Annotated in this window: 27 protein-coding genes and 1 tRNA gene; 24 read left to right on the top strand and 4 right to left on the bottom strand. The window is 32.8% G+C overall.

The genetic code is table 11. The features are described 5' to 3' along the window. The first annotated feature begins 16 nt into the window (after nucleotides 1-16). The 17 genes from BR43_RS05685 (at nucleotide 17) to BR43_RS05600 (ending at nucleotide 14418) form a co-directional block, all read left to right on the top strand. Nucleotides 17-862, top strand: coding sequence for a metallophosphoesterase (locus BR43_RS05685; RefSeq protein WP_034560159.1), 846 nt, complete (start codon nucleotides 17-19; stop codon nucleotides 860-862). A 96-nt stretch (nucleotides 863-958) separates the two neighbouring features. Further along, nucleotides 959-1306: a YxeA family protein gene (locus BR43_RS05680; protein ID WP_034560158.1), complete on the top strand. Its 348-nt coding sequence runs from the start codon at nucleotides 959-961 to the stop codon at nucleotides 1304-1306. 253 nt (nucleotides 1307-1559) lie between these two features. After that, the gene (locus BR43_RS05675) at nucleotides 1560-2360 is read left to right on the top strand and encodes an aldo/keto reductase (protein WP_051933829.1); all 801 of its coding nucleotides are present in this window, start codon (nucleotides 1560-1562) and stop codon (nucleotides 2358-2360) included. Nucleotides 2361-2460: 100 nt separating this feature from the next. Continuing rightward, nucleotides 2461-3159: a DNA/RNA nuclease SfsA gene (gene sfsA, locus BR43_RS05670; RefSeq protein WP_034560157.1), complete on the top strand. Its 699-nt coding sequence runs from the start codon at nucleotides 2461-2463 to the stop codon at nucleotides 3157-3159. Nucleotides 3160-3182: 23 nt separating this feature from the next. Next, a complete protein-coding gene (locus BR43_RS05665) occupies nucleotides 3183-4184 on the top strand; it encodes a Gfo/Idh/MocA family protein (protein ID WP_034560156.1) in 1002 nt (333 codons plus the stop codon). 240 nt (nucleotides 4185-4424) lie between these two features. After that, the gene (locus tag BR43_RS05660; RefSeq protein ID WP_034560155.1) at nucleotides 4425-5720 is read left to right on the top strand and encodes a DEAD/DEAH box helicase; all 1296 of its coding nucleotides are present in this window, start codon (nucleotides 4425-4427) and stop codon (nucleotides 5718-5720) included. A 122-nt stretch (nucleotides 5721-5842) separates the two neighbouring features. After that, on the top strand, nucleotides 5843-8539 hold the full coding sequence (locus BR43_RS05655) for a sigma-54-dependent transcriptional regulator (RefSeq protein ID WP_034560154.1): 2697 nt from the start codon (nucleotides 5843-5845) through the stop codon (nucleotides 8537-8539). Nucleotides 8540-8782: 243 nt separating this feature from the next. Then, the gene (locus BR43_RS05650) at nucleotides 8783-10036 is read left to right on the top strand and encodes a PTS sugar transporter subunit IIC (protein WP_034560153.1); all 1254 of its coding nucleotides are present in this window, start codon (nucleotides 8783-8785) and stop codon (nucleotides 10034-10036) included. A gap of 310 nt (nucleotides 10037-10346) precedes the next feature. Beyond that, on the top strand, nucleotides 10347-10664 hold the full coding sequence (locus BR43_RS05645; protein WP_034560152.1) for a PTS sugar transporter subunit IIB: 318 nt from the start codon (nucleotides 10347-10349) through the stop codon (nucleotides 10662-10664). Between the two features lie 270 nt (nucleotides 10665-10934). Continuing rightward, on the top strand, nucleotides 10935-11258 hold the full coding sequence (locus BR43_RS05640; protein WP_034560151.1) for a PTS sugar transporter subunit IIB: 324 nt from the start codon (nucleotides 10935-10937) through the stop codon (nucleotides 11256-11258). Between the two features lie 227 nt (nucleotides 11259-11485). Further along, nucleotides 11486-11803: a PTS sugar transporter subunit IIB gene (locus BR43_RS05635; protein WP_034560150.1), complete on the top strand. Its 318-nt coding sequence runs from the start codon at nucleotides 11486-11488 to the stop codon at nucleotides 11801-11803. A 30-nt stretch (nucleotides 11804-11833) separates the two neighbouring features. Then, nucleotides 11834-12163 (top strand): PTS lactose/cellobiose transporter subunit IIA, encoded by a 330-nt coding sequence (locus tag BR43_RS05630; protein ID WP_034560149.1) that lies wholly within the window; start codon nucleotides 11834-11836, stop codon nucleotides 12161-12163. Between the two features lie 336 nt (nucleotides 12164-12499). Then, the gene (locus BR43_RS05620) at nucleotides 12500-12724 is read left to right on the top strand and encodes a hypothetical protein (RefSeq protein WP_034560147.1); all 225 of its coding nucleotides are present in this window, start codon (nucleotides 12500-12502) and stop codon (nucleotides 12722-12724) included. 16 nt (nucleotides 12725-12740) lie between these two features. Beyond that, nucleotides 12741-12926, top strand: coding sequence for a DUF6609 family protein (locus BR43_RS05615; RefSeq protein WP_034560146.1), 186 nt, complete (start codon nucleotides 12741-12743; stop codon nucleotides 12924-12926). Next, entirely contained in the window at nucleotides 12926-13336 is a 411-nt protein-coding gene (locus BR43_RS05610; protein WP_034560145.1) for a DUF3284 domain-containing protein, read from the top strand. Before BR43_RS05615 ends, BR43_RS05610 begins: the two co-directional genes overlap by 1 nt. Before the next feature lie 423 nt (nucleotides 13337-13759). Beyond that, nucleotides 13760-14209, top strand: coding sequence for a DUF2798 domain-containing protein (locus BR43_RS05605; protein ID WP_034560144.1), 450 nt, complete (start codon nucleotides 13760-13762; stop codon nucleotides 14207-14209). Between the two features lie 136 nt (nucleotides 14210-14345). After that, nucleotides 14346-14418: transfer RNA gene (locus tag BR43_RS05600), tRNA-Arg, on the top strand. Nucleotides 14419-14487: 69 nt separating this feature from the next. Here the strand turns inward: BR43_RS05600 and BR43_RS05595 are convergent. Further along, nucleotides 14488-15468 carry a hypothetical protein gene (locus BR43_RS05595; RefSeq protein ID WP_051933828.1) on the bottom strand — a complete coding sequence of 327 codons (981 nt, stop codon included), beginning with the start codon at nucleotides 15466-15468 and terminating at the stop codon, nucleotides 14488-14490. A 154-nt stretch (nucleotides 15469-15622) separates the two neighbouring features. Beyond that, the gene (locus BR43_RS05590; RefSeq protein ID WP_034560143.1) at nucleotides 15623-16861 is read right to left on the bottom strand and encodes an aminopeptidase; all 1239 of its coding nucleotides are present in this window, start codon (nucleotides 16859-16861) and stop codon (nucleotides 15623-15625) included. 714 nt (nucleotides 16862-17575) lie between these two features. Here BR43_RS05590 and BR43_RS05585 point away from each other — a divergent pair. Then, complete coding sequence (locus BR43_RS05585; RefSeq protein WP_034560142.1) at nucleotides 17576-18139, top strand: TetR/AcrR family transcriptional regulator; 564 nt, start codon at nucleotides 17576-17578, stop codon at nucleotides 18137-18139. A gap of 81 nt (nucleotides 18140-18220) precedes the next feature. After that, entirely contained in the window at nucleotides 18221-18601 is a 381-nt protein-coding gene (locus tag BR43_RS05580) for a VOC family protein (RefSeq protein ID WP_034560141.1), read from the top strand. 159 nt (nucleotides 18602-18760) lie between these two features. Here the strand turns inward: BR43_RS05580 and BR43_RS05575 are convergent, their stop codons facing one another. Continuing rightward, nucleotides 18761-20101 (bottom strand): C1 family peptidase, encoded by a 1341-nt coding sequence (locus tag BR43_RS05575; protein ID WP_034560140.1) that lies wholly within the window; start codon nucleotides 20099-20101, stop codon nucleotides 18761-18763. Nucleotides 20102-20259: 158 nt separating this feature from the next. Here BR43_RS05575 and BR43_RS05570 point away from each other — a divergent pair, with 158 nt between their 5' ends. Continuing rightward, nucleotides 20260-20928 (top strand): O-methyltransferase, encoded by a 669-nt coding sequence (locus BR43_RS05570; RefSeq protein WP_034560139.1) that lies wholly within the window; start codon nucleotides 20260-20262, stop codon nucleotides 20926-20928. A gap of 131 nt (nucleotides 20929-21059) precedes the next feature. Continuing rightward, on the top strand, nucleotides 21060-21734 hold the full coding sequence (locus BR43_RS05565) for a DUF1361 domain-containing protein (protein ID WP_051933826.1): 675 nt from the start codon (nucleotides 21060-21062) through the stop codon (nucleotides 21732-21734). 34 nt (nucleotides 21735-21768) lie between these two features. Here the strand turns inward: BR43_RS05565 and BR43_RS05560 are convergent, their stop codons facing one another. Beyond that, nucleotides 21769-22209, bottom strand: a complete 441-nt coding sequence (locus BR43_RS05560; protein WP_034560138.1) for a flavodoxin — start codon at nucleotides 22207-22209, stop codon at nucleotides 21769-21771. A 293-nt stretch (nucleotides 22210-22502) separates the two neighbouring features. Between BR43_RS05560 and map the strand changes: the two genes are divergently transcribed. From map to BR43_RS05545, 3 genes are all read left to right on the top strand, one after another. Beyond that, nucleotides 22503-23258, top strand: coding sequence for a type I methionyl aminopeptidase (gene map, locus BR43_RS05555; protein WP_034560137.1), 756 nt, complete (start codon nucleotides 22503-22505; stop codon nucleotides 23256-23258). Nucleotides 23259-23435: 177 nt separating this feature from the next. Next, a complete protein-coding gene (locus BR43_RS05550; RefSeq protein ID WP_034560136.1) occupies nucleotides 23436-24365 on the top strand; it encodes a YihY/virulence factor BrkB family protein in 930 nt (309 codons plus the stop codon). A gap of 436 nt (nucleotides 24366-24801) precedes the next feature. Next, nucleotides 24802-25539, top strand: coding sequence for a YveK family protein (locus BR43_RS05545; RefSeq protein WP_034560135.1), 738 nt, complete (start codon nucleotides 24802-24804; stop codon nucleotides 25537-25539).

Below are 25539 nucleotides of genomic sequence, written 5' to 3'. Positions count from 1 at the left end.
GATAAGGAGGGGTTACATGTCTTGGATGTATTATGTTGCAATTATTGCTGTACTACTAATTGTAGGAGCAATCTATTTATATACTCAAAATCATTGGTTAGAACTAACGCGAATTCAAGTAACTATCCCATTTTTAGCAAATGGTTTAAAAAATAAAAAAATTGTTCACTTATCAGATTTGCATATTCCACGACAGAATGTCCCATTAGAAAAACTGATTGATAAAGTAAAACAAGAGGAACCAGATTTAATTGTCTTATCAGGGGATTTAGTCGATGTTCGTGGTGAAATGCCAAAGTTAGAATTAGCTTTAGTTGCAAAAGAATTAGTTGCAATTGCACCAACATTTGCAGTAACAGGAAATCATGATTTAAAAAGTGGGCACTTACAAGAATGGGAAAGTATTTTAACTGCAGCCGGTGTTCGTGTTTTAATTGATGAAGCGGAATGGTTACAGCTTGGTAGTGCTGGATTAGTAGTTATGGGACTCTCAGAAAAAGAAGATTTTAAGGCTTTATCTGCTCCAATTTTAAATGGGATTCAATTAAATGAAGGCATGCAAGATCAGCCGAAATTATTGATTGCCCATCGACCCGAGTTTTTTAATCAGTATTATGTTGATGCTACAAAAGCCCCTGACATTGTTTTTACAGGTCATGCTCATGGTGGTCAAATCCGACTACCATTTATTGGTGGGTTATATGCACCAAATCAAGGTCGTTTTCCAGAATATACAAGTGGTGTCTATTATCAAGCTGAAATGGCTAGTAAACGAATGATTGTTAGCCGTGGAATTGGTAATTCAACTTTCCCATTTAGAATAAACAATCGTCCAGAAATTATTGTTGTTTCCCTCAACTAACTTTTTTGTAAGATTACTTGTACCAAACGTAAGCAAAATCACAGGAAAAAGGTTCTCGTTGTTAGTATAATGATACTAAGAAATGAGGAATGCGGGATGAAAAAAATAGTCGGTATTTTAGCAGTAGTTTTACTAGCTATTGTGGGTTTTTATTATTACACAAACTATACTGGACAAGATTATTATACTCAGATTACAACAGATGGTGATCCAAAAACAACTAAGGATGACCAAGGAAATAAAGTGACTATGTATGAATATAATTTAGTAGCGATTAATAAAGATGGCGTTGAAAAAAAGGTTACATTTAATGGATTTTCAGGACGTCCACTTAGGAAAGAAGCGTATTTAAAACTATCTTATAATAAGAAAAAGGGCGTATTATCGTGGGAAGAAGTACAAAAATCAACTATTCCTGAAAAAGCCAGTGCAAAATTAAAATAAGTCTTCTAGAATATCAACCATAAGTGAAAAACTTGTGGTTTTTTTTTGCTAAATTTTTACATGAATATCTAGTAGAATAGGGTGAAAAAATCATAAGATAGAGTGGATTAATTTCTAGAATAAAATCAAGGAGAACAGATATCTTAAGAAAAAGTAAAACATAGGATTCTTCAATTGTACGAAGGGCTTTTCTTTGAATTGTATCTCTAGATTCGTTACACTAAAGGTAACATATTGAAGGAGCGTGATACGAATGGTAGTAAGTTTATTGGATAGAATGCCTTTGAATAATGGATTGACAATTCCAGGAATTGGATTAGGAACCTATGGGATGGACGACAATCAAGTTGAAGAAACAGTTTTTACAGCATTGATGAATGGTTATCGTTTAATTGATACGGCCTCAATGTATAAGAATGAAGTTGGTGTAGGACGTGGGATCAATCGTGCAATTAATGCTGGGATTTCTCGTGAAGACATTTTTGTAGTTACTAAAATTTGGAAAACAGATGCTGGTCTAGCTAAAGCAACTCAAGCTTTTGAAGATAGTTTTCAAAAACTGAATTTAGAGTATGTTGATATGGCACTGATTCATTGGCCAGATGCCAGTGATGAGATTAATCGTGAAACTTGGCAAGCCTTAGAAGAGATTTACGCATCAGGTCGAGTTAAAGCTATTGGTGTAGCTAACTTTACCCGTGGTGACTTATTGCCGTTATTAAAAGCTGCAAAAATCAAACCGGTAGTTAATCAAATCGAAATTTATCCCGGACATCGTTTGGAAGAATTAACAGATTTTTGTGCAAGTAAAAATATTGTGACAATGGCATATTCACCTTTAAAAAAAGGAAAATTAAGTAGTGAAAATAAGATTACTAAAATTGCTGAAAAACATAATAAAACGGTAGCTCAGATTGCTTTGCGTTGGAGTATTGAAAAAGATTTAATTCCGATTCCGAAAACAACTCATAAAGAGCGGTTAATTGAAAATGCTGCTATTTTTGATTTTGAACTGTCAGATGAAGAAATGGATATTCTAGATAATTTAGGATAAGCATTATATAAAAAGGTGAACTCAGCTAAAAATGAGTTCACCTTTTTAAGTATTTTTTGGTATGATAGAGGAAAGAAGTAAAAGAAATGAGTGATAAAGATTGGCGGATTATCAAAATATTATCCCAGCTACTTTTCTTGAACGTCCTAATCGTTTTATTGCACTATGTGAAGTTGAAGGACAGCAAGAAACGGTACATGTAAAAAATACAGGGCGTTGCAAAGAATTACTTTTACCAGGAGTAACGGTTTATTTAAATCATGTTCCTTCTGCAACTAGAAAAACAGACTATGATTTAATTGCTGTCAAAAAAGGCGACCTATTAATTAATATTGATAGCCAAGTACCTAATGAAGTAGCAGTTGAAGGATTACGTAATGGCAAAATCAAGTTGCCAGAAGTAAAAGGAAAAATAGTTCAGTTAAAGCGTGAGGTTACTTATTTACACTCTAAATTTGATATTTATTTTGAAACAGATCAAGCTGAAAAAGTATTTGTTGAGGTAAAAGGTATTACTTTAGAGAATCATGGGATTGTTTCGTTTCCAGATGCACCAACAATTCGTGGGCTAAAACATGTAAATGAATTAATTAAAGCTGTTGAATCAGGTTATTTAGGTGCAGTTTGTTTTATCGTTCAGATGGAAACTGCAAATTATGCGACGATCAATCAAGCTATGCAGCCTGAATTAGAGCAGGCAATAAAAAATGCTCAACAAAAAGGTGTTGCAATAGTTGCTTATACTTGTCATGTAAGCCCAAGTCAGATTACAATAAAAGAGCAAATTCAGTTTAAATAAACGAATTAGAGGAGAATGTCTAAATGTTAAACTTAGGAATTATTGGGACAAATTGGATTACCAATCAATTTGTGGATGCAGCAATTGAAACAGGTGAGTATCAATTGAAAGGGGTTTACTCACGAAAAGTAGAGCAAGCTGAAGTTTTTGGTGCTCCTTATCAAGCAACTATTTTTGAAGATGACTTAGAAAAATTTGCCAATCATCCTGAATTAGATGTTGTGTATATTGCTTCGCCAAATAGCCTACATTTTCAACAGGCTATAGCCTTAATGAAAGCAAAAAAACATGTCATTATTGAAAAGCCAATGTTCTCTAATCCAGAAGAGTGGGCGCAAGCAGTAGAAGTTGCTAAAGAAAATCAAGTTTTGATGTTAGAGGCAGCTCGTCATATCCATGAAGCAAACTTTGGGATTGTGAAAGAAGAAATTGCTAAACTTGATAGCATTGAAGGGGCAACCTTTACGTATATGAAATATTCTTCACGTTACGATCAAGTATTAGCAGGGAAAGAACCGAATATTTTTTCACCACATTTTTCAGGTGGCGCATTAGCTGATTTAGGTGTTTATAGTGTCTATGCAGCGGTTGGTTGGTTTGGTAAACCAGAAAGCGTTCATTACTTTGCTAAAAAAATTGCTACAGGTGTAGATGGAATGGGAACGATTATTTTAAGCTACCCAACATTTAATGTAACCTTAATCACAGGGAAAATGGTTCAATCCTATTTACCATCTGAAATTTACAGTTTAGATAAAACGATTTTAATGGATGGTGTCAACGCAATTTCTTCAATTGAAGTGATTGATTGGAAGCAAGATCAAAAGCAACAAATTGCTGAAAAACCACAAAAAAATCCAATGGTAGATGAAGCAAAAGCTTTTGCCAAAGTTATCAATGCACCAGATATTCAAGAAAATCAAGCAATTTATCAAGAATGGTTAAGCTTAAGTCAAGAAGTCAATCAAGTATTGAAAGAGTTACGTGACGATGCAGGAATTGTTTTTGATGCTGATAAAAAATAAAGAAAGACTAAATTAAGTAGTTAAACACAAAAGCATAGATCTAACGCTCAGTTAAATGTATGCCTTTTTGTGTGGAAAAATTCTTTAAATAAGTGGAGAAATAGTGTGTAAAATTAACTAAATAGCACTGCTAATTTTATATTGTGTAAAAAATTTACTCTGAATCAATACATTTTTCCTTTTTTGACGTATAATGAAGAAGAATGTCATGGAACATTAGAGAAATGAGGCCGTTAAATAATGAAACTAGAATTACCTGAATTGCAGGCTTATTGGGAAAAATTAGACTATCAAGAGCCGTCTGCGATACAAGAAAAGGTCTATGAACCTTTAAAGAATGGAACAGATGTTGTGGGGATTTCTCCAACAGGAACAGGTAAAACAGTAGCTTACACACTACCAATTTTGGCGAAAACGACTATAAAAGGTGGTTTGCAAACGATTATTATTACCCCTTCTCAAGAGCTAGCTGTTCAAGTAGCCGCTGTAGTGAAGGAATGGGGAAAAGAAGTTGGTTTGACAGTTCAGCCCTTAATTGGTGGAGCAAGTATCAAGCGTCAATTGGAAAAATTAAAACAAAAACCAGAAATTATTGTAGGAACTGCTGGACGAATTTTAGAAATTACTGAGATGAAGAAATTGAAATTACATCAAGTTGCAACTGTTATTTTAGATGAAGCCGATCAATTACTTCAACAGGAACAATTGGCAACAGTCCGTAAAGTAGTTGCTAAAATTCCTAATAATCCACAAATGGGCTTTTTTTCAGCTACTAGTAATGAATTAATGAAAGATTTACCAAAATGGTTTAATGTTGAGCCTGAATGGATTGATGCAACAGATGAAGATACATCAGCTGGTAAAGTTCTACATGCATACATTGAAACACCAAACCGTAAACGGACTGAAATGTTAAAACGTTTAACTCAGATTACAGATTTTAGAGGTTTAGTTTTTATTAATAATGTTGCTAACTTAGTAACAGTTGCTGAAAAACTAAGCTATGAAGGAGTATCTGTCGCTGTTTTACACGGTGAAAAATACAAAACTGAGCGTCAGCATGCCTTACAACAATTCCGTAATGGCAAGGTAAAATTATTATTAACAACAGATGTAGCTTCACGAGGATTAGATATTCAAGGGTTGCCTTACGTGATTCAGTACGATATTCCTGTAACAAAAGAAAGTTATATTCATCGTTCAGGGCGTACAGCTCGAATGGGAAAAGCAGGGACTGTTTTAACTTTAGTTAACGAACGTGATATGCGTGAGTTTAAAAAAGTTATTGCACCATTAGAGCTAGAATTAACTCGTTTGTATTTATTTGGTGGAGAGTTAGTAGATCAACGTCCGGAAACAGTTAAGGATGAAGTACCGGAAATAGCTAAGCTAAAGTCTAAAACAAAAGAAAAAGAAAAAAACAATGAAGCGCCTAAAAAAGAAACAAAAACTGAAGTAGTGCAACCAATCGTGAAAAAGAAGAAGAAGAAAAAGGATCAAAAAAATAAGGGTGCTCGTAAAAAGAAAAAAGAGTGAGTATTTTGAGTGGTTCTACTAGCAAGAAATAGTGTGAGCTATGTTTAGCTGTAATGGAATAATTGCAGCTAAACGTAGCAGTCTATTTTTAGGGACCTATCATTAGAATTGGAGGATTTGCAGTGTCTAATAGAAAAGCCAACGTTCTTTCATTATTAGAAAGTCGTTCAGATAAGTTGACAGCAATTGTAATCGCTACCGAACTTGATCTGGATCGAGCGAATGTCAGTCGTTACTTAAATGAATTATATAAAGAAAACAAAATAAAAAAAATTAACGGTCGTCCGGTTCTATACCAACGCCTAGATAAATCTGAAAAAAAAGCACAGATCGAAGAGACAGAAGAATCTTTTTCACACTTAATTGGTAGTAATGAATCATTAAAAGTTGTTATCCAGCAAGCAAAAGCAGCTATTTTGTATCCACCACGTGGACTGCATACGATTATATTTGGGAAAACAGGAACTGGCAAGTCTTTATTTGCTGAATGCATGTATCAATTTGCCATTGAATCGCAAACGCTACCAAAAGAAGCTCCGTTTATTTCCTTTAACTGTGCAGATTATGCTCAGAATCCTCAACTGCTATTTGGTCATATTTTTGGAATAAAAAAAGGTTCTTATACAGGGGCATCAGAAGATCGGGTCGGGTTAATGAGTAAAGCTGATGGTGGAATTCTATTCTTAGACGAAATTCATCGTTTGCCTCCAGAAGGACAAGAAATGCTGTTTACCTTTATTGATAAAGGCACCTATCGTCCCTTGGGTGAAAGTAGTCAAGTCTATGAGGCTAGCGTGCAAATTATTGGTGCAACAACAGAAAGTTCAGATACTTTATTGTCAACTTTTAATCGTCGAATACCTATGATGATTACTTTGCCACCTTTAGAAGAGCGCAGTATTGATGAACGCTATGAACTCGTTGCAACCTTTTTACAAAAAGAAGCCAATCGTTTAGGGCAAAAAATTGTAGTAGAACGAGATGTTCTATTAGCCTTTATGTTGTATCATGCAGAAGGCAATATTGGACAAGTACAACGTGATTTAAAACTAGTTTGTGCGAAAGCCTTTCTACATTACCGGACGCATCAAGAAAAAAATTTGAAAATTTCACAAAAAGATTTACCTTTGCAAGTTCAAAAAGGTTTATTAAGAGTGAAAGAAGATCCTGAAAAAATGGAGCGCTTAATTGATAATAAAGTTAGTCATTTTACCTATGTTTCCAGTGATCAAAATGAGGAATCGGAGAATGATTTATCTGCAGATATGAGTGTATATAATGTAATTGAAGAAAAAGTTGATGAGATTATGGCAGAAGGAAATATTGAGAATATCAATTTAGAAGAATTAATCGCAACGGATATGACCAAGTATTTCCGTGATTATGTTGAAAAACTTTCAATGAGTGATATTCATCAAGACTTAATTTCTGATAAACTAAGGAATTTAACCGATCGATTATATGATGTGGCAGAAGAGCGGTTAGGACGTAAATACAATCCAAAAGCTCGATTTGCCTTTGCATTACATTTGCAAAGCTCATTAGAACGTATTAAAGAAAATCGCCAAATCATTCATCCTGATTTAAATAATGTTCGTAAAAATTATTCTAAAGAATTTCAAGTAGCTATTGATTTGTCAGCAATAATCGAAGAAGACTATCAAGTTGAAGTGCCTTTTGATGAAATTGGATTTATTACGATGTTCCTAACAATTGATATTAGTGAAACCGCTGCACCAACAGAAGAACTTGTATCGATTATGGTACTAATGCATGGAAAATCAACTGCAACCAGCATGTTGGAAACCGTTCAAGAGTTGCTAGATACCAAAGTAGGGATAGCAATTGATATGCCTTTAACAATGGAAGTTCAAAAGATGTATGAAAAGGTGAAAAAAACAATTTTAACTAATCGAGAGGACTACAAAAATGGTTTATTGGTTTTAAGTGATATGGGATCCCTAACATCCTTTGGCAATATGCTTTCAGAAGAGCTAGGTATTCGTACAAAAGCACTTTCAATGGTCAGTACAACGATTGTTTTAGAAGCAATCCGAATGGCGTCAGTTGGTCGGACCTTAGAGGATATTTACCAAAGCTGTCAAATGACTTTTGAAAATATGGTGAAATCTAGTATAAAAACTGAAAAACCACAACAAAAAGCCGTCTTAGTTACTTGTTTTACAGGTGAAGGAGTGGCTAAGCACTTAAATGAACGAATTAGCCCAGTCATCGATCAAAGTCGAACTAAAATTATTCAGCTACAATTTTTACACAGAGAAGCCTTTAAACAGCATATTGATGAGCTAATGGAAGAATATGAGATTAAAGCAATTGTCGGTACAGTTGAATTTGATTATCAAAATATTCCATATTTTTCAGCATATGATATCTTTAACGATGAAAAACTGAATATTCTAAAACGAATTGTTGATGAAGATATTCCTATTGAACAAATGATTCAGTCATTAGAAGGAACTATTCGTAATGTAGGTTCTGTTCATAAACTAGTCATGCAATCACAAAAGATTGTACATCAATTGCAAACGGACATGCATTTAATTGTTGAGCCTGGCGTAGATACTGGAATTATTATTCATTTAGCCTTTTTAGTCGAGCGCTTAAAGGTAGGTTCAATGATTCGCGAATTTCCAAATCTAGAAAGCTTTGTTAAAAAGTATCGTTTAGAGATGGATTTGGTGAAGGCTTCATTAATGACCTTAGAAAAACAATATCAAGTTGTAATGGTAGAAGATGAAGTAGCTTATATTGTTCAAATGTTTATTGATAACCAAGTTCAATTAACAATTAATAAATAAAAAAACGTATATATTTTAATGTCATGTGAAGTGTGTATAAAAAAACAATAGTGTGTAATCGTTTTATAAGATGAGAAATCCTATTCTAAAGGGATTTCTCATTCTTTTTTTTGGCATAGAAGTTGCATATATAACTTAGTGTACAGAAAATTATTAGATAACACGATTACTTATAATACTTACTGTGTATAATAACTAGTTTATCTATTAAATTTTATGCATATTTTAAAGGAGGAAGTTAAAATGGATGGATTTATTAATTTTATGGAAAAGAACTTTATTCCAACAGCTTCAAAAATTGGAGCACAGCGTCACCTTGTAGCAATACGTGATGCATTTATGGTGACAATGCCATTAATGATCTTGGGGTCATTAGCAGTCTTATTAAATAATTTACCAATTCCTGGTTTCCAAGAGTTGATGACATCAATATTTGGTGGTGAATCATGGAAAGGTTTTGGCGGTAGTGTTTGGAACGGGACTTTTGCAATTTTATCTGTATTAATCGCATTTTTAATCGCGCATAACTTATTAAAAGGTTACGGTAAAGATGGCGTTGCCGGTGGAGTAGTATCAGTAGCTTCATTCTTCGCATTAGGTGGAGCAACAGGTATGTCTTCTAACGGTTTATTTATTGCTTTAATCGTTGGGATTACTTCAGCTGAAATATTCAATAAATTAGTTGGAAATACAAAATTAATCGTAAAAATGCCGGATGGTGTTCCACCAGCAGTAGCGAAATCATTTGCAGCTTTATTCCCAGCAATGATTACAATTAGTATTTTTGGTTTAATCGCAGCAATTTTTGCCGGATTTGGTGTAACCGATATTATTACATCATTCTATGAATTAGTTCAAAAACCATTTATGGGATTAGCTAGTACCTTGCCTTCAGCGATCTTATTAGCATTTTTAACACCTTTCTTATGGTTCTTTGGTTTACATGGAGCAAATATGATTGAGCCGTTAATGCAAACAATCAACTTGCCAGCTATTACAGCAAACCAAGAAGCTCTTGCAGCAGGAAATCCAGCACCTTATATTGTAAATAAACCTTTCTTTGATTCATTTGTAAACTTAGGTGGTACAGGTGCTACTTTAGGTTTAATTATCGCAATTTATCTGTTTGGTCGTCGTAATAAAGCTGCAATGGTTGTAACAAACTTAAGTGCGGCACCAGGTATTTTCAATATTAATGAGCCAATGATGTTCGGATTACCAATTGTATTGAATCCGATTATGTTTGTACCGTTTGTTTTAACTCCAGTTGTTTTAGTAACTGTCGCTTATATTGCTACTAGCTTTGGGCTAGTTCCTGCTGCAATTGCAATGCCACCTTGGGTAACTCCTCCAATTATTGGCGGATTCATTGCAACAAATAGCATTGCTGGTGGTATTTTAGCTGCAGTCAATCTAGTTATTTCAGTAGTTATTTACGCTCCATTTGTTAAAATGGCTGAGCTTCAAGAATTAAAAAGAGAAAAAGAAGCAATTTAAATGAACCAATAAAAAAAGATGTCCTTTTCTAGTTAGGCTAGAGAAGGGTATTTTTTATAAAAGATTTTTTCTGGAAAATGAATCGAATAAATCAATTGTTTTTTTTTAGAAAATGATAACCTTTTCATTAAGATATATGGTAGAATGAATGTATCTCTAAAAGGTCTCTTTTAGAATGAAAAAGCACATGTTTAAATCAAAAATTAGCAAGAATACCTTGATTTTTGAAAAGTATTAAATATGTGGAACTCTTTTGTTGCTAATATATGGGCAAAGAGTAGTGTTAAAAATTAGAACGGAGTGAATGAAGATGGCAGAAAAAACAATTATGTTAGTATGTTCAGCAGGAATGAGTACTAGTTTATTAGTAACGAAGATGGAAAAAGCAGCAGAAGCAAGAGGGTTAGATGCAGAAATCTTTGCGGTATCCGCTTCAGAAGCTGATTCAAATCTAGAGTCAAAAAATATCGATGTGATGTTATTAGGTCCACAAGTTCGTTTTATGAAAGCCCAATTTGAACCAAAATTAGCGGCTAAAGATATTCCCTTGGATGTAATTAACATGCAAGATTATGGTATGATGAATGGCGAGAAAGTTTTAGATCATGCTTTAACATTAATGAAATAATCAATCAAATTAAATTTAGTAGAGGCTGGTACAAAAGCATATAACCCCAGGAATCAAGTAAGTGCTAGTCATTATCAACTCACTTTCTTGGGGGGCATTCTAAATTCCGTGAATTCCAGATTTTTCCCGAAGGTACGGCTTTTTTTACCAACCTTTATGTAGATAAAAAGCTTGAGATAAAACTATTTTTTAGTTTTGTCTCAAGCTCATTTTTTGCAAAAATTAAGTTAAAAGTATTAATTAAAATAGAAGTGAGGAGCAGAACAAGTTATGGCAGAAAAAAAAACAATTATGCTCGTCTGCTCAGCAGGAATGAGTACTAGTTTACTTGTTTTAAATATGGAAAAAGCTATTTTGCGTCGTGGCTTAGATGTAGAAGTATTTGCTATCTCTGGTTCAGATGTAGCAGACTTTTTAGAAAAGAAATCAATTGATGTGATGTTATTAGGCCCACAAGTTCGTTTTATGAAGCGTCAATTCGGCCCATTACTCGAACCAAAAGGAATTCCTGTTGAAGTAATCTCGATGAAAGATTATGGATTGATGGATGGTGAAAGTGTTTTACTTTGGGCTGAGCAGTTGATGGAAAAATGAAACTTAATTAAAGGGTAAAAAAGCAGTAAAACTTATGAAAAATCTAGTAGTTTGGCTAGAGAAGTTAACTGCTTTTTTGTGTGTAGTTTACTAGTGTAGCTAGTGTGTAATAAAAAAAATAAGAGAAATGGTATAGTAGCAATGTTTTGCACAAGATAAATGTTGGCACAATACTTGCATTATAATATAGATGTAAAGTTCAAATACTAAAACTGGAGTGAATAAAAATGGCAGAAAAAACAATTATGTTAGTATGTTCAGCAGGAATGAGTACTAGTTTATTAGTAACAAAAATGGAAAAAGCAGCAGAAGCACAAGGCTTAGACACAGAAATTTTCGCTGTATCCGCTTCAGAAGCTGATTCAAACTTAGAATCAAAAAATATAGATGTGATGTTATTAGGTCCACAAGTTCGTTTTATGAAAGCTCAATTTGAACCAAAAGTAGCAGCTAAAGGAATTCCTTTAGAAGTAATCAATATGCAAGATTATGGCATGATGAACGGTGAAAAAGTATTAGCGCAAGCTTTGTCATTAATTAAATAATAAACTGAATTTAGAAAGGGTGACTTAACATTGGGAGATCAAGAAAATTTAGAAACAATCATGGGGTTAATTATTAATGGAGGAAATGCTAAAAGCGATGCTATGGAAGCAATCCAAGCAGCTAAAAAAGGCGACTTTGAGTTAGCAGATCAAAAATTAATTGATTCAGATAAAGCATTAGTGGAAGCGCATCATTCTCAAACAGGTATGTTGACACAAGAAGCACAAGGAGACCATGTAGCTGTAACTTTGCTTACTGTTCATAGTCAAGACCATTTAATGAATGCTATTACATTCCGTGATTTAGCGAAAGAAATGGTTGATTTATATAAAAAAATGGCTGGGTTGTCAGTAGAATAAAAAAATGAAAAACTTTCGCAGCTAGTTGCGAAAGTTTTTTATGTACTTATTTTTATTTGCTAAAAAAGAAAATAACGTTATAATATATGTAAGTGATTTCATTGGTGGATTAGTTATAAAAAACAGTGGACTATCTCAAAAATGGTTGATTTATGAAGGGAAAGAAGCGGATGGTTTTTCTATAGTAAACAAGTGTGTAGAAGGATCGAGTTCTGTGTAGATAAGTTAGAAATTGAAAACCCTATCATTTAGCTGTTTGTTATTACTTCCTTTGGCATGAAAATTGCTTATATAATAAGTATAGAAAGATAAACATAAAGAAAGTAGGAATGAAAGATGATCGTATTTAATGCACCTATTCAACAAGACAAAATTATTGAAACACTAACAACGTACAAGGAAGATGGATTAACATTTGAATTTATTGAAAAAAAAGGTATGAAATTATTTTTTAAATCCAATTCTGAAGATGAAGAAGCTGCTTCTCGTAAAGCAAAAGAAATTATTAAAGGCACCTCATATGGTGGGGTTTTGTATTTCCAAGTAACAGTTGAGGGCTAAAGAAAGGAAGAGTTAGATGCAAAAAAATGGGTTGTTTGTAATGAGTATTGGTTTATTGGTGATTATGTCAAGCGCATTTGGAGCTGAGATGAAAATTAATTATCTTATCTTAATAACTGGCTTGTTTTTTGTTGCTCTAGGCTTTTTTATATTCAAAAAAGGCAAATCAACAAATCATGAAAAGACGGAGGAGAAGAAATAATGGAAGTTGAAAAAAAACTTAATGTATCCGCTAATTATTTTTATAATCGAGTGATTGAATCGGTCTTATATGATATTCGCCAGCATACGAAGCAATCAGTGAATAAAGATCAACTTGCTGACTTTTCTTATACCAAACAATTCAGTTCTACAGCATCTGGCAAAATTACAATTACTGAAATAGAAGAAAACCGTAGCTATGGGTTTAAAACAGAAACCGTGAAAAATACATTTGAAGCTAAATATTTGATTAAACCAATTGATGATACTCACTGTAAAGTTAGTTATACAGAAAAAATGGAGTCAAATGGTGCATTTCAAAATATGAATGATATGGTTGTAGGTACTTTATTAGGTTATTTCCGTAAGAAAAACTTAAAAAAAATGCTAGTGTCTATTGAGCAAATGTAAGTAATCAACAATTCTAGAAGTATCTTGATTCCTTTCTTTAAGTAAATTTAGTGAACTTAATTTTTATTTTAGAGTTTGTTAACAAATTATTCAAAAGAATTCTTTATAATAGGTCTTAGCAAAGCAAGCTTGTTGCTCTTTAGCTAAAGGGGATGAAAAGATGGTTTACTTTTTATTTTGCATGATTTATGGAAATAGACAGCCTGTAATCGAAATTGATGAGAATGATGAAATAAAAGTTATCTGGGAAGTTATTACAGAATAAATATAATTACTAAAGAGACTTGGCAAAACTATTTTTAGTTTTGTTCAGCCTTTTTTTTATAGAAAAAATAAAATTTTCAATTTTTGAAAAAAATGCTTACGAAGAAATTTTTTATATGCCATACTAATCTCTGTAGTAAAATTTAGGAGGTTATTTAAGTGCCAAGAACAAGAAAAGAAAGTTTTATTTTTACAATGATTATGTGTTTTGGAATGGTAAGTGTTATGAGTGTGTATAATCTTTGGATCAATGGCGGATTAGCAGAATTCAAGTGGTCTGAATTTTTAATTGGGAGTGGGATAGCATACGTGATTGCCTTTTGTTTGGATATCTTTGTAGTTGCGACCTTTGCAAAGAAAATCGCTTTTAAATTGCCAATTAACAAAGAAAAGCCAATCCAAATTATTCTAGCAATTTCAAGCTGTATGGTCATTGGAATGGTTTTTGGAATGTCCTTATTTGGTGTGATTAAAGAAGTTGGCCTTACCAATGATTTTTTTAAGATTTATAGTTTTGCCTTACTAAAGAATCTGATTGTAGCCCTGCCTTTGCAGTTATTCATTATGGGTCCAATTGTTCGGAAAATTTTTATGAAAATATATTATTAAGAAAAAGCCAATCTGTTAAAGGTTGGCTTTTTCTGCTAAGTTGCAATGACCAAGCAGTAATTTAGAGAAAAACTTTACTAACGACTATGGACATTTAGAAATATTCATGAGAAGATATGAATTGTGTTATAAAGAAGTTCCTATAGCTCAGGGGATAGAGCACACGTTTCCTAAACGTGGTGTCGCTGGTTCAATTCCAGTTAGGAACGTATATAGGAATCAAAAACCGCTACTAACCAAATTTTAAATTTGGGTTAGTAGCGGTTTATTTTTAAGAATTACCAACAAATACTACAAGGATCATAACTACCTTGTGCTGCTTGAAGAGTTGTTTCTCGAGTAGATTTTGAGGCATTTAATCCTGAACAATTTGAACGACTATGGTATTTTGTTCCATAAGTTGTTACAAAAACAACCTGTGTATCATTATCATGGTTATGCTGTTCCTCTGCTGCTTGTTGTGCCGCCGCCGCATTTACAGCATCTTGAGCGGCTACTTGGGCCACTCGTTGTTCTTCTGCAATCCGTGCTGTTTCCGCTACTTGAGCTTGTTCAGCAGCAATCCGTTCAGATTCAGCCTTTTCAGCAGCAGCAACACGTATTTCTTCAGCTTTAACAGCTGCAACTCGTGTTTCTTCGGTTTCCACACTTTGTTTCACTGTTCCTAAGCGTGTGACTAAATCTTGATTTTCATTTGTTAGGGCAACAACCAATGTATTCGCTTTGTCATAATTTTCACGAGTAGGAGTACTTTCTGCTAGAATTACGGCATCTGTTGCATTTTTTACAGCTAATGCGGCTTGCTCTGTTTTAGCCTGCTTTTCCTTTTCAAGGTTGCTTTCTGCTATTTTTTTAGCATCCTCAGCTTGCTGACTACTAGTATCACTTATAGCTGATTTAACTTTTGGCTTTTCTACAATTTTAGTTTCGGCTTGAGAATCAACAGGTGATGCCGATTCAGTGGTTGGTATCAAAGTAGCACCAAAAATTATCAGCGCAAATGCAGAAAGAAAATAAGTAATTTTTTTATTTCGACTATTCTCCTTAAATGTAGAAATTCCATAATACAATAAACCTAAACCACCAAAAATAACTAATAAAGCTAATTGCCGATTAAAAATGAAACTAAATAAGATTAACCCATAAATACCACTAATTCCATACTTTAATTTTTTATTCCAATTACTATATCTCCACATATAGTAAACACCCAATGGGAAAAATAAAACTAACCATAAAACAATTTTCCAAGTACTCATTTCATACTCCTCCATGAATCTAATTTATGTTCCTGTTTATCATAACATAATCTATATGATTTTGTGACTATAATTGTTGTAATATCAATATTATGTTAAATATAAAAAAACAAGCTAAGAAAATCTCAGCTTGTTTTTATGCATTATTAGTTGTTTAAGCCCAATTTCCTTTGCGGAAAACAGGTACTCGTGTTCCATCAGCACGAATGCCATCGACATCCATTTCATTAGAGCCAACCATGAAATCAACATGGACATTACTACGATTTAAACCAGCAGCAATTAATTCTTCCTCTGTCATTTCAGTTCCACCTTCTAAGCTAAAAGCATAAGCAGAGCCTAAGGCTAAATGATTAGAAGCATTTTCATCAAATAATGTATTATAAAAAACAATACCTGATTGAGAAATAGGAGAAGGATCTGGTACCAAAGCAACTTCGCCTAAGCGCTTAGAACCTTTATCGGTAGCAATTAAGTGTTTCAATACTTCTTCGCCTTGATCAGCGGTTACATCAATTACTTCACCATCTTTAAAAGTAAAGGTCATGCCTAAAATTGTCGTTCCAGCATAACTTAACGGTTTTGTACTTTTAATTACACCATCTGCGCGATTTGCATCTGGGGCAGTAAAGACTTCTTCAGTAGGCATATTCGCCATGAATTTTTCACCACGTGCGTTTAAACTACCAGCACCTTCCCAACGGTGATTCTTCGGCAAGCCGATTGTAAAGTCAGTTCCAGGCGCTGTGTAGTGCAACGCATCAAATTGTTCTTTATTTAACTCAGCCGCTTTTGATTCTAATAGTTGATCGTGATTTTCCCAAGCTTTATTTGGGTCTTCTGTATAAATTCGTGTAGTTTTGAAGATTTGATTCCAAAGAGCATCGACCTGTTCTTCACTAGTTTTTAATTCTGGGAAGACTTTAGCAGCCCATTTTTCACCAGAAGCAGCAACAACAGTCCAGCTAACTTTATTTGCTTGAGTAGCAGTTCGTTGTGCACTTAAAGCTTGACCTGCTGCACTTTGATAAGCAGCAACTTTATTTGGATCAACTCCGGCTAAAGCATCTGGATCAGCAGAGCGAACAGCAATACGACTAGCATTTTTAGCGATTTGATCTAATGATTCATCAATTTTGTATTGAGGAATATCTGTTAAGCGTTCTTCAGGAGTTCCTAAGAAAACTTCACGAGTTATTTCATCGTCTGTCCATTTTACAATGACCTCAGTTGCTCCTTTTTGATAAGCAGCTTTCGTAATTAAACGGGCTAAAGGTGCTTGCTCAACATCGATTTGTAAAACAACAGTATGTCCCTTTGTTACATTTACCCCAGTACTGACAATTAAATCAGCATATTTTTGTAAATTTTCTTGAAAATTAGGTAATACCATAGAAAAAATCCCCCAATCCTTTAAATTAAGTCAATTACTTGGTAATAATTGACAAACTAATGATAGCATAGGAAAGTAATTGATACAATTTATTGAGAAAAAATCGTCAATTGTGACATAAAATTAGGCTCAAATACTAGCGTTTATGGGATTTGTATAAAATAACTGTAACAAATTGTTAGTAAATTGAAAATAAAGAGGTTTGCACTAAAAAAGTTCTTTTTTTTATGATACAATGATGTTAAAATAACAATGACATGTATTGTTATTTTAACTGTAGAATTAAATTACACACATAATAGAAATAGCAATAAATTTTTATCTTAAATATGATGTATAAAATTCTTAAATATGAGTGCATAAACATGCTAGCTGTAAAAATAACATTATTACTCTAAACTTTGAAGTATCAATGATTTAGCAAAAAATTATTTTCTAAAATGAATTCTTTTTATAGAAATATACAAAAACTAAAAATATGCTTTTTGAATAAAAAATTCGTTTTCTTTTTTTTGTTAATAACCTATTAAATTACATTGAATTTATAAATCAGGAATAATTTGATACTTGCTTTTATTTAGTCAAATAATGTTAGACATAACGACATGTTAAAAAATTACGTAATATTTTAATAGTTACGCCTAAGCAGTTGGGGGAACTATTGATATAAATAAAAAATTAAGCTTTTAAAATAATGAAACGAGGTGTAGCCGGATGGCTAGAAAAAAGACAATTACGAAACAACAAATTTTAAACGCGGCGTATGATGTTGTGAAAACTGAAGGATTTGGGGGATTTACAGCTCGTAATATTGCTAAAAAAATGAAGTGTTCGACTCAACCGATTTATCTAGAATTTAAAAATATGGACGATTTAAAAAATGAATTATTTGAAAAAATAAAAACATATTTAAAAACTGAAATATACTCACATGAACATACAGGAGATCCCTTGTTGGATGCATGTTTAAATTATATTTATTTTGCTGATACTGAAAAAGTTTTATTCCGTGCTCTATACATTGAAAATCACTTAGGTATTGAAAAAATGCATAAAATTTCTTTAGACTTCGCACTAAGCTTAATGAACGAAAAAGAAGAAACAAAAGATTTATCTGAAGATGAAAAATTCCAATTATTTACTAAGATTTGGATTGTTGCTCAAGGAATTGCATCATTATTATCATCAGGTTTATTATCAATGAACTCTGAACAAGTTGAAGCTAGCTTGAACGATTCATTATCAGAAATGATTTTATCTGCACGTTACGAAGCATAATAAAAAAAACGAATTGACTGAAATCAGCAATTCGTTTTTTTATAGATAATTTTAGTAAACTACTAAAAGATGGGGTGTAAAATGAAAACAGTCAGTCCCTTTTTAATGTTTCAAGGAAATGCAAAAGAGGCTCTTGCTTTCTATCAAGACGTTTTTATGGAATCAATGAGTCTAGTAGTCGCACAATCAGACATCGAAGAGTACGATAGTTATCAGGGAAGCTTTACAATTAAAGGTCAAGAATTGCGCTTTTTAAATAGCACGATTAAACATGAATTTGATTTTACACCATCATTTTCACTATTTATTGAATGTGATTCTATGGAAGAAGTTGATTATTTATTTAATCGGTTATCAGCTAATGGAAGTGTTTTAATGGAATTGGCTAGTTATCCATTTGCTGAAAAATACGGTTGGATAAAGGATCAGTATGGGGTTTCTTGGCAGCTGGTTTTAAATTAACCTTAACTGGATAGAGACTGGGATGCCAGTTTTAACATTGAAAAAAACTGCAAGAAATCCATTTTTACAAATGTTGATTTCTTGCAGTTTTTTATTTTACTCACATTCACTATTTTTATTATCTTAGAAAAAATTAGTAACGGCAGTTAATAATTGATTTTAATGCATAATAGCTAGACTACCCATTGGATCCCATGGTTTTAATGAATGAGGGGCTTGCTTCCAAGCTGCTTGCAATTCTGGTGAAAGATGCTTTTTATTAATAACAACTTGATACGTATAGTGATCCATCCAGTCATCACTCATTGTAAAGTACCCATTATTTCCTGCTTTTTCCCCCCAGCTATTTTCAACTTTCCAACGATTTGATTTGCCATCGACAAGATTCACGCCAGTTAAGACCATGGCATGAGTTAGAATGCTATCTTTATAATCTAGGCGTTGAGCTTTATCTAGCTCAACATTAAAACCAAATGCTTGTTGATAATCAAAAATAGCTGTATCCATAATACCAGAAACACGATTAGATGCTTTACCTACATCACAACCAAACCAAACAGACTCATTATCTTGGATTTGACGAATGGCTAATTCTTTTAAGGTAGACATTTCTACATTTAAATAATGAATAGGTGTGCCGCCAATAACATTACCTAAAAATTCTACCGTATAAGTTTGGTTTAATGGCTTATCAGCAGTTGGTGCATGGATTACACTTACATAGTCATCTAAGTCTAAATCAACATATTTTGCAAAAAAGTTAAGAGGTGTAAGGTTTAATTCTCGTTTAAATTCATTATCTAAATTCCGATATTCAAAATCAAAGCTTGATGGCGGAGTTCCTAATGAAAAGGTTAATAATTGATAAATCTCTTGCAACATAGTAGTCTTAACAGCTGCTAGCTGATCTACGGATTTTCCTTCTGTAATCATTGAGCGTAAAGTAAAAGCATTGCTACGAAGCTTTGAATCTAATAGATGATTTAAATCAGCAGATTTACTGCTTTGGAAAGTTTCTGGCATAGCCGACTTAGGCACAACGCCATATTTTTTAATTAATGAAACCAACATATCCCATTGTCCACCATCTTGCTGTGGTGTTTCCAATAGCCATGAAACTAAACGTCCATCTAATGGTTCTGCACTAGTTTCAATAATACTCTCAAGAAAGAAATTAGATTTTTCAAATTTATCCCAGAAATTCACATAATTTTGTGATAGCTCAAAGTCTTTAATGTTGTATTTACTGCTAAGTAAATGACGGAAGGTATTCAATGCAGCAAACATCCAACAACGACCACTTTGCATTTGATTTGCAACTTTACCAGTTTCAATCTCATCTGAGAAGAGAGGAGTCATCGCAATCACCGAAGACATATTTTCTGTTGCAGCATTGATTCCATTTTTCATTATAGCATTTTGAATAGCTTTAGCATCCACACGTTTTGCTAAATTTGTATTAAATTCTTGAACTAACTGAGTTGTAATTTCTTTTGACATTTAATTTCCTCCTTCAATATTTTGGTAGAATCTTATTTTATTATAACGTTGCTTTAAGAAAAAATCCAATCAATGGGGAGCAAATTAATTTACTAAGAAAGCTGAAACAGCTAAAATAATCCTTGTAATCAATATAGTTCAGAGAGGATGGTGAGGGTATGAAGCAAGAGAATTATGGAGAAGTAGAAAACTATTTTATTCAGCATCTGGTTAAAGAAGATCAAGAGTTTTCGGAAATTTTGATAAACAATAAAAAACATCATTTGCCAGCTCATGATGTTTCACCCTTAGAAGGAAAGTTCCTATATTTGTTAGCAAAAATAAAAGGTGCTAAGCGAATTTTGGAGATTGGAACTTTAGGAGCATATAGTACAATATGGTTTGCTAAAGCATTGCCAGTAGATGGACGAATCATTACGCTGGAATATGATGAAAAACATGCAATAGTTGCTAAAGAAAATATTGAAAAGTCCAGCTATCAATCGCAAATTGAACTAATACAAGGAAGAGCAAGAAGTTCATTAGAAAATTTGATTGCACAAAAAGTAAGTCCATTTGATTTAATTTTTATTGATGCAGATAAGGCTAGTAACCCGGAGTATTTAGTGTTAGTTTTACAACTAGCTAAATCAGGTACGGTTATTGTTGGAGATAATGTTGTGAGAAATGGAGAAATAATAAATAGTTTCAGCGAAGATCCGAGTGTTGTTGGTATTCGTCGGTATATAGAGGGGTTAGATCATGTTCAGCATGAATTAGAATCGACTGTTTTGCAGACAGTTGGCATCAAAGGGTATGATGGTTTTTCAATCAGCGTAGTACGTTAATAGTGCGAATAAAGCTTAGGGGAATTTTAAATTGTTAAATTTTTTCCTAAGCTTTTTGTTTTTTATTTAAGAATAGAAATGCTGGAACAAACACGTTATTATCTATGTTAAGCTATAGATGAGGTGATTTTATGAAGGTTAGTTATCAACAAAATTTAATCCGATTGTTCTTTTGTGTCTATATGTTAGGAATTTACTTTATTTCTTATCGTTATCAGTTAATGTTACTAAATGGCTTATTAGCTTATATTCCCATTGAACTGTCTTTTTGGTTGAAAAGTAAAAAGCCGAAATCCAATTGGTTTTTTGGAAGTATTGGGTTAGTTTGGTTGCTATTTTTTCCAAATATTCCATATTTACTAACAGATTTAGTTCATTTAAGTTGGCTAAGACCGTATATTCCTGGTAGTTTTTCATTAGTAAATGCCCCAAATATTTGGAAAGATTTCTATTTATTATTAGTGGGTGTAATTGGTTTTCTAGTAATTGGCTATCATAGTTTAAAGGCTCTTGGAGAGGTGTTAACACAACGCTTTCCACAGTTACCAAAATATTTTGAACATTTCTTTTACATGTTTATTTGTGCTATTTCCAGTTTTGGAATTTATTTAGGGCGTTTTTCACGTTTGCATACGATATACTTACTAACGGACCCAGTCGCATCTGGCAAAGCCATTCTGGATACTTTTGAGCCAAATATGTATTTATTTATGTTAGGCTTCACCATTTTACAAATCATTTTATTTTATACCATCACATTTGTAAATCTATCAGCACCATCAAATGATCAAATAAAAAATATCTAGCACTATTCAATTACGAATTTTGCTAGATATTTTTTTATAGTTTGCTAGCTAATTCTTTAGCAAAAGCTTCTAAGTTTTGGATATCTTTTTCTTCAGCAGCTAAATCAACTTTAACACTCTCAGCTCCTTGTGTAGCGCCTGTTTCAATAAAACGAGCTGTAAAGTCATCAACTGATTTACAAAATTCATCATAAAACGTATCGCCAGAGCCACATGTTCCAAAAATCTTTCCAGACAAATCAACATCAGCTAAATCTTCATAAAAATCCACGATTTCATCTGGCAATTCTCCATCACCATAAGTGTATGTAGCCACTATACATAAATCAACATCTTCAAAATCTTCAGGGTCAGCACTAGTACACTCAACTGTTTCCACATCAATATCTAAATTTTCAAGAGCTTCAGCAACGACATCTGCAATTTCCTCTGTATTTCCAGTCATGCTTGCATAAATAATTTTAGCACTTGCCATGATTATCATCCCTTCTTACACCGTAATATCTAAAACATCCTCCAAATTATAACAAAAAGTTCATTCTAAATGCAATCAAAAGTCATAAATAGTTCTCAAACTTAATAAGAATGACGTGTCTTATATGAATTAGTTAAATTTAGAATGTTAAAATTCTTTAATAAGTTTTTAAAGATTAATCCTCAATGGTTCACAAATAAAAAAAATGAGTTATAATAGATAAGATGAATATTCTTTTAATAGGAAGTAATATTAGTTAGAGCTACCATTAAGATAAAGAAAAGAGGAATAGTATGATTACATTAAAATCAACTCGTGAAATTGATGCAATGGACGAATCAGGTGCCTTATTGGCAAATGTTCATATTGCGTTACGAGATTTTATTAAACCAGGCATTACAAGTTGGGATATCGAAGAATTTGTTGACAAATTTATTACAGAACATGGTGGTATTGCAGCTCAAAAAGGTTTTGAAGGTTATGAATATGCAACTTGTGTCAGTATCAATGATGAAATTTGCCATGGTTTCCCAAGAAAAGAAGTTTTAAAAAGTGGTGATTTAATTAAGGTTGATATGTGTGTGGATTTAAAAGGAGCACTATCAGATTCTTGTTGGAGTTATGTAGTTGGTGAATCTACTCCAGAATTAGACCATTTAATGGAAGTAACTAAAAAAGCGATGTACCTTGGAATTGAACAAGCACAAGTGGGCAATCGAATTGGTGATATTGGTCATGCGATTCAAACTTATGTAGAAGGTGAAAATCTAGCTGTAGTTCGTGAATTTATTGGTCATGGTATTGGACCAACGATTCATGAAAGTCCTTCTGTACCTCATTTTGGTGAGGCTGGAAAAGGATTACGTTTAAAAGAAGGAATGGTCATTACCATTGAACCCATGGTAAATACGGGAACATGGAAATCAAAAATGGATGGCAATGGTTGGACTGCGCGTACAAAAGACGGTGGAATCAGTTGTCAATTTGAACACACACTAGCAATCACAAAAGATGGTCCTAGAATTTTAACTTCTCAAGGAGACCAATAAACTCAAAAAGTACAATCTAAATGCACTACCCAAAAGTGATAAAATTCATTTTTAATTCTATCTACAAATAATAGTATGATAGAATTACTTATCTGAATTTTATCACTTTCTTTTACATCTAAAATACCGTACAATTCTTTGAAAAAGATATAAGAAAGAAACAACGAGGACAAAATAATGAACAAATATTTAGATAAAAATAAATGGCTACGATTATTCGCAATTATTCGGCATAAATATATCGAAGCAGAAGTGACAAACTCCTCTGTCATTATTGCTTATTATTTATTGCTATCGTTTTTTCCCATTGTTATTATTATTGGAAATTTACTTCCGTTATTAAATTTAGATTTAAATATGTTATTGCCTTACTTTGAAGGAGCAATTCCAGAAACAATCTATATTGAAATTATCGAAACCATTAACCGACTTCTATCTTCTACCAGTGGAGGAATGTTATCCTTTGGTATCGTGGCAGCTTTTTGGGCTGCAAGTAAAGGGATGAATGCTATGCAGATCAGCATGAATAAAGCCTATGGTGTTGAATCCCGAAAAAACATTTTGGTTATTCGGTTAGCATCTTTAGGATTTACCCTGATTTTGATTTTAGGAATTGTTATTTTAATTTTAGTCTTCAGTTTTGGACAAGCTGTTTTAAATTTCTTGACACCAATTCTACAATTACCAGAGGAATTTATTTCTATTTTTGAAAGTGTAAAATGGCCAATAACCTTATTGGTTTTGTTATTTGTTTTTACTTTAGTTTATTATATGGTTCCAAATGCCCACGTTAAAATAAAATTTGTTATTCCAGGAGCGATATTTGCTACCTTTGGTTGGGTAGCGTTAGCACAAGCCTTTGCGATCTATGTTCAATACTTTTCTGGGAAAACGTTAAGTTACGGTAGCGTAGGAATCTTTATTGTATTAATGCTATGGTTAAATGGTTCTGGAATCATATTAACATTAGGAGCAGTTATTAATGCTTCACTGGATGAGTTTCGGAATGGAAAAATTGCTAGTAGTGATAGTCGAATAGGGGAATATATTGAAAGACAGGTTAATAGAGGCAAAAATATGTTTGTAAATAAAAACAATCTTAACTAAATTATTTTTATTTTTGTCTAAAAAAATGAAAAAATAAAATAACTCGATATTTTTAATATAGCTCTTATAAAAAAAAGTTGTTACATTTTTGTAAGAATGATGAGTGAGGCTAGTCTTAGCAGTTTAGTTAAAGTTTATAAAAGTTGAAACAACAACCACTATCTGAAGTAAATCAATGAGTTGTTGTCGAGTATATGCTGAATGCAAAGAGTTATTTTTGTGGTTTAGCCGATAAGGATTTTTTTTTAATAAAGCAACACTATGTTAAATAAATCTATGATATAATTAACAAGATGTGTATTTAAAAAGTATCATTTAGTGGAAATAAAAAAATACTATGTTAAATAAATCTATGATATAATTAACAAGATGTGTATTTAAAAAGTATCATTTAGTGGAAATAAAAAAATATAGCGTAAGTATGTAGGAGGAAGTAATGGAAGAGACAATCAGTTTATCAGAGTTGTTTGAAGTTATTAGAAAGAGAATGGTATTAATCATTGGAATTGGATTACTTGGGTTGGCATTAGCAGCTATTATGACGTTTTTCTTTATTACACCCAAATATAGTGCATCTACACAAGTACTAGTAAATCGAGCAACTGATCCAAATGCAACAACACAATTTGCAGATTTACAAACAGATGTTCAAATGATTAACACCTATAAAGATATTATCAAGAATAATGTTATTTTAGATGATGTACGAAAAGAATTGAAAATAGCTACAACAACAGATCAATTAATGAGCAAGATTGAGATTGTTACTCAACAAAATTCTCAGGTGTTTGCAATTAAAGTAACGGATTCAGATCCTTACGTTGCTGCAGATATTGCGAACACAGTAGCAAAAGTTTTTCAAGAGAAGATTAGTGGAATTTATACTAGTGTTCAAAATGTAAGACAAATTTCTCAAGCAGTTCCTAATTCCTCACAGATTTCTCCAAGACCAGCAATCAATATGATGATTGGTTTAGTGTTAGGGCTATTATTAGGGATTGGTTCATCGTTCCTATTGGAATTTTTAGATAAAACAGTTCGCGATGAAAAATTCATTCTCGAAAGTTTAGGTTGGACAAATCTTGGAGCTGTTTCACAAATGGATACAGATGAATTAAATGCACTATTACCAGCTGGACCCACATCTCGTCGAGTTTCTCGTAGTCGTGTATAA

Origin of the sequence: Carnobacterium gallinarum DSM 4847 (genome assembly GCF_000744375.1) — a bacterium.
Taxonomy (GTDB): domain Bacteria; phylum Bacillota; class Bacilli; order Lactobacillales; family Carnobacteriaceae; genus Carnobacterium; species Carnobacterium gallinarum.
This window is presented reverse-complemented; position numbering and strand designations above follow the sequence as displayed.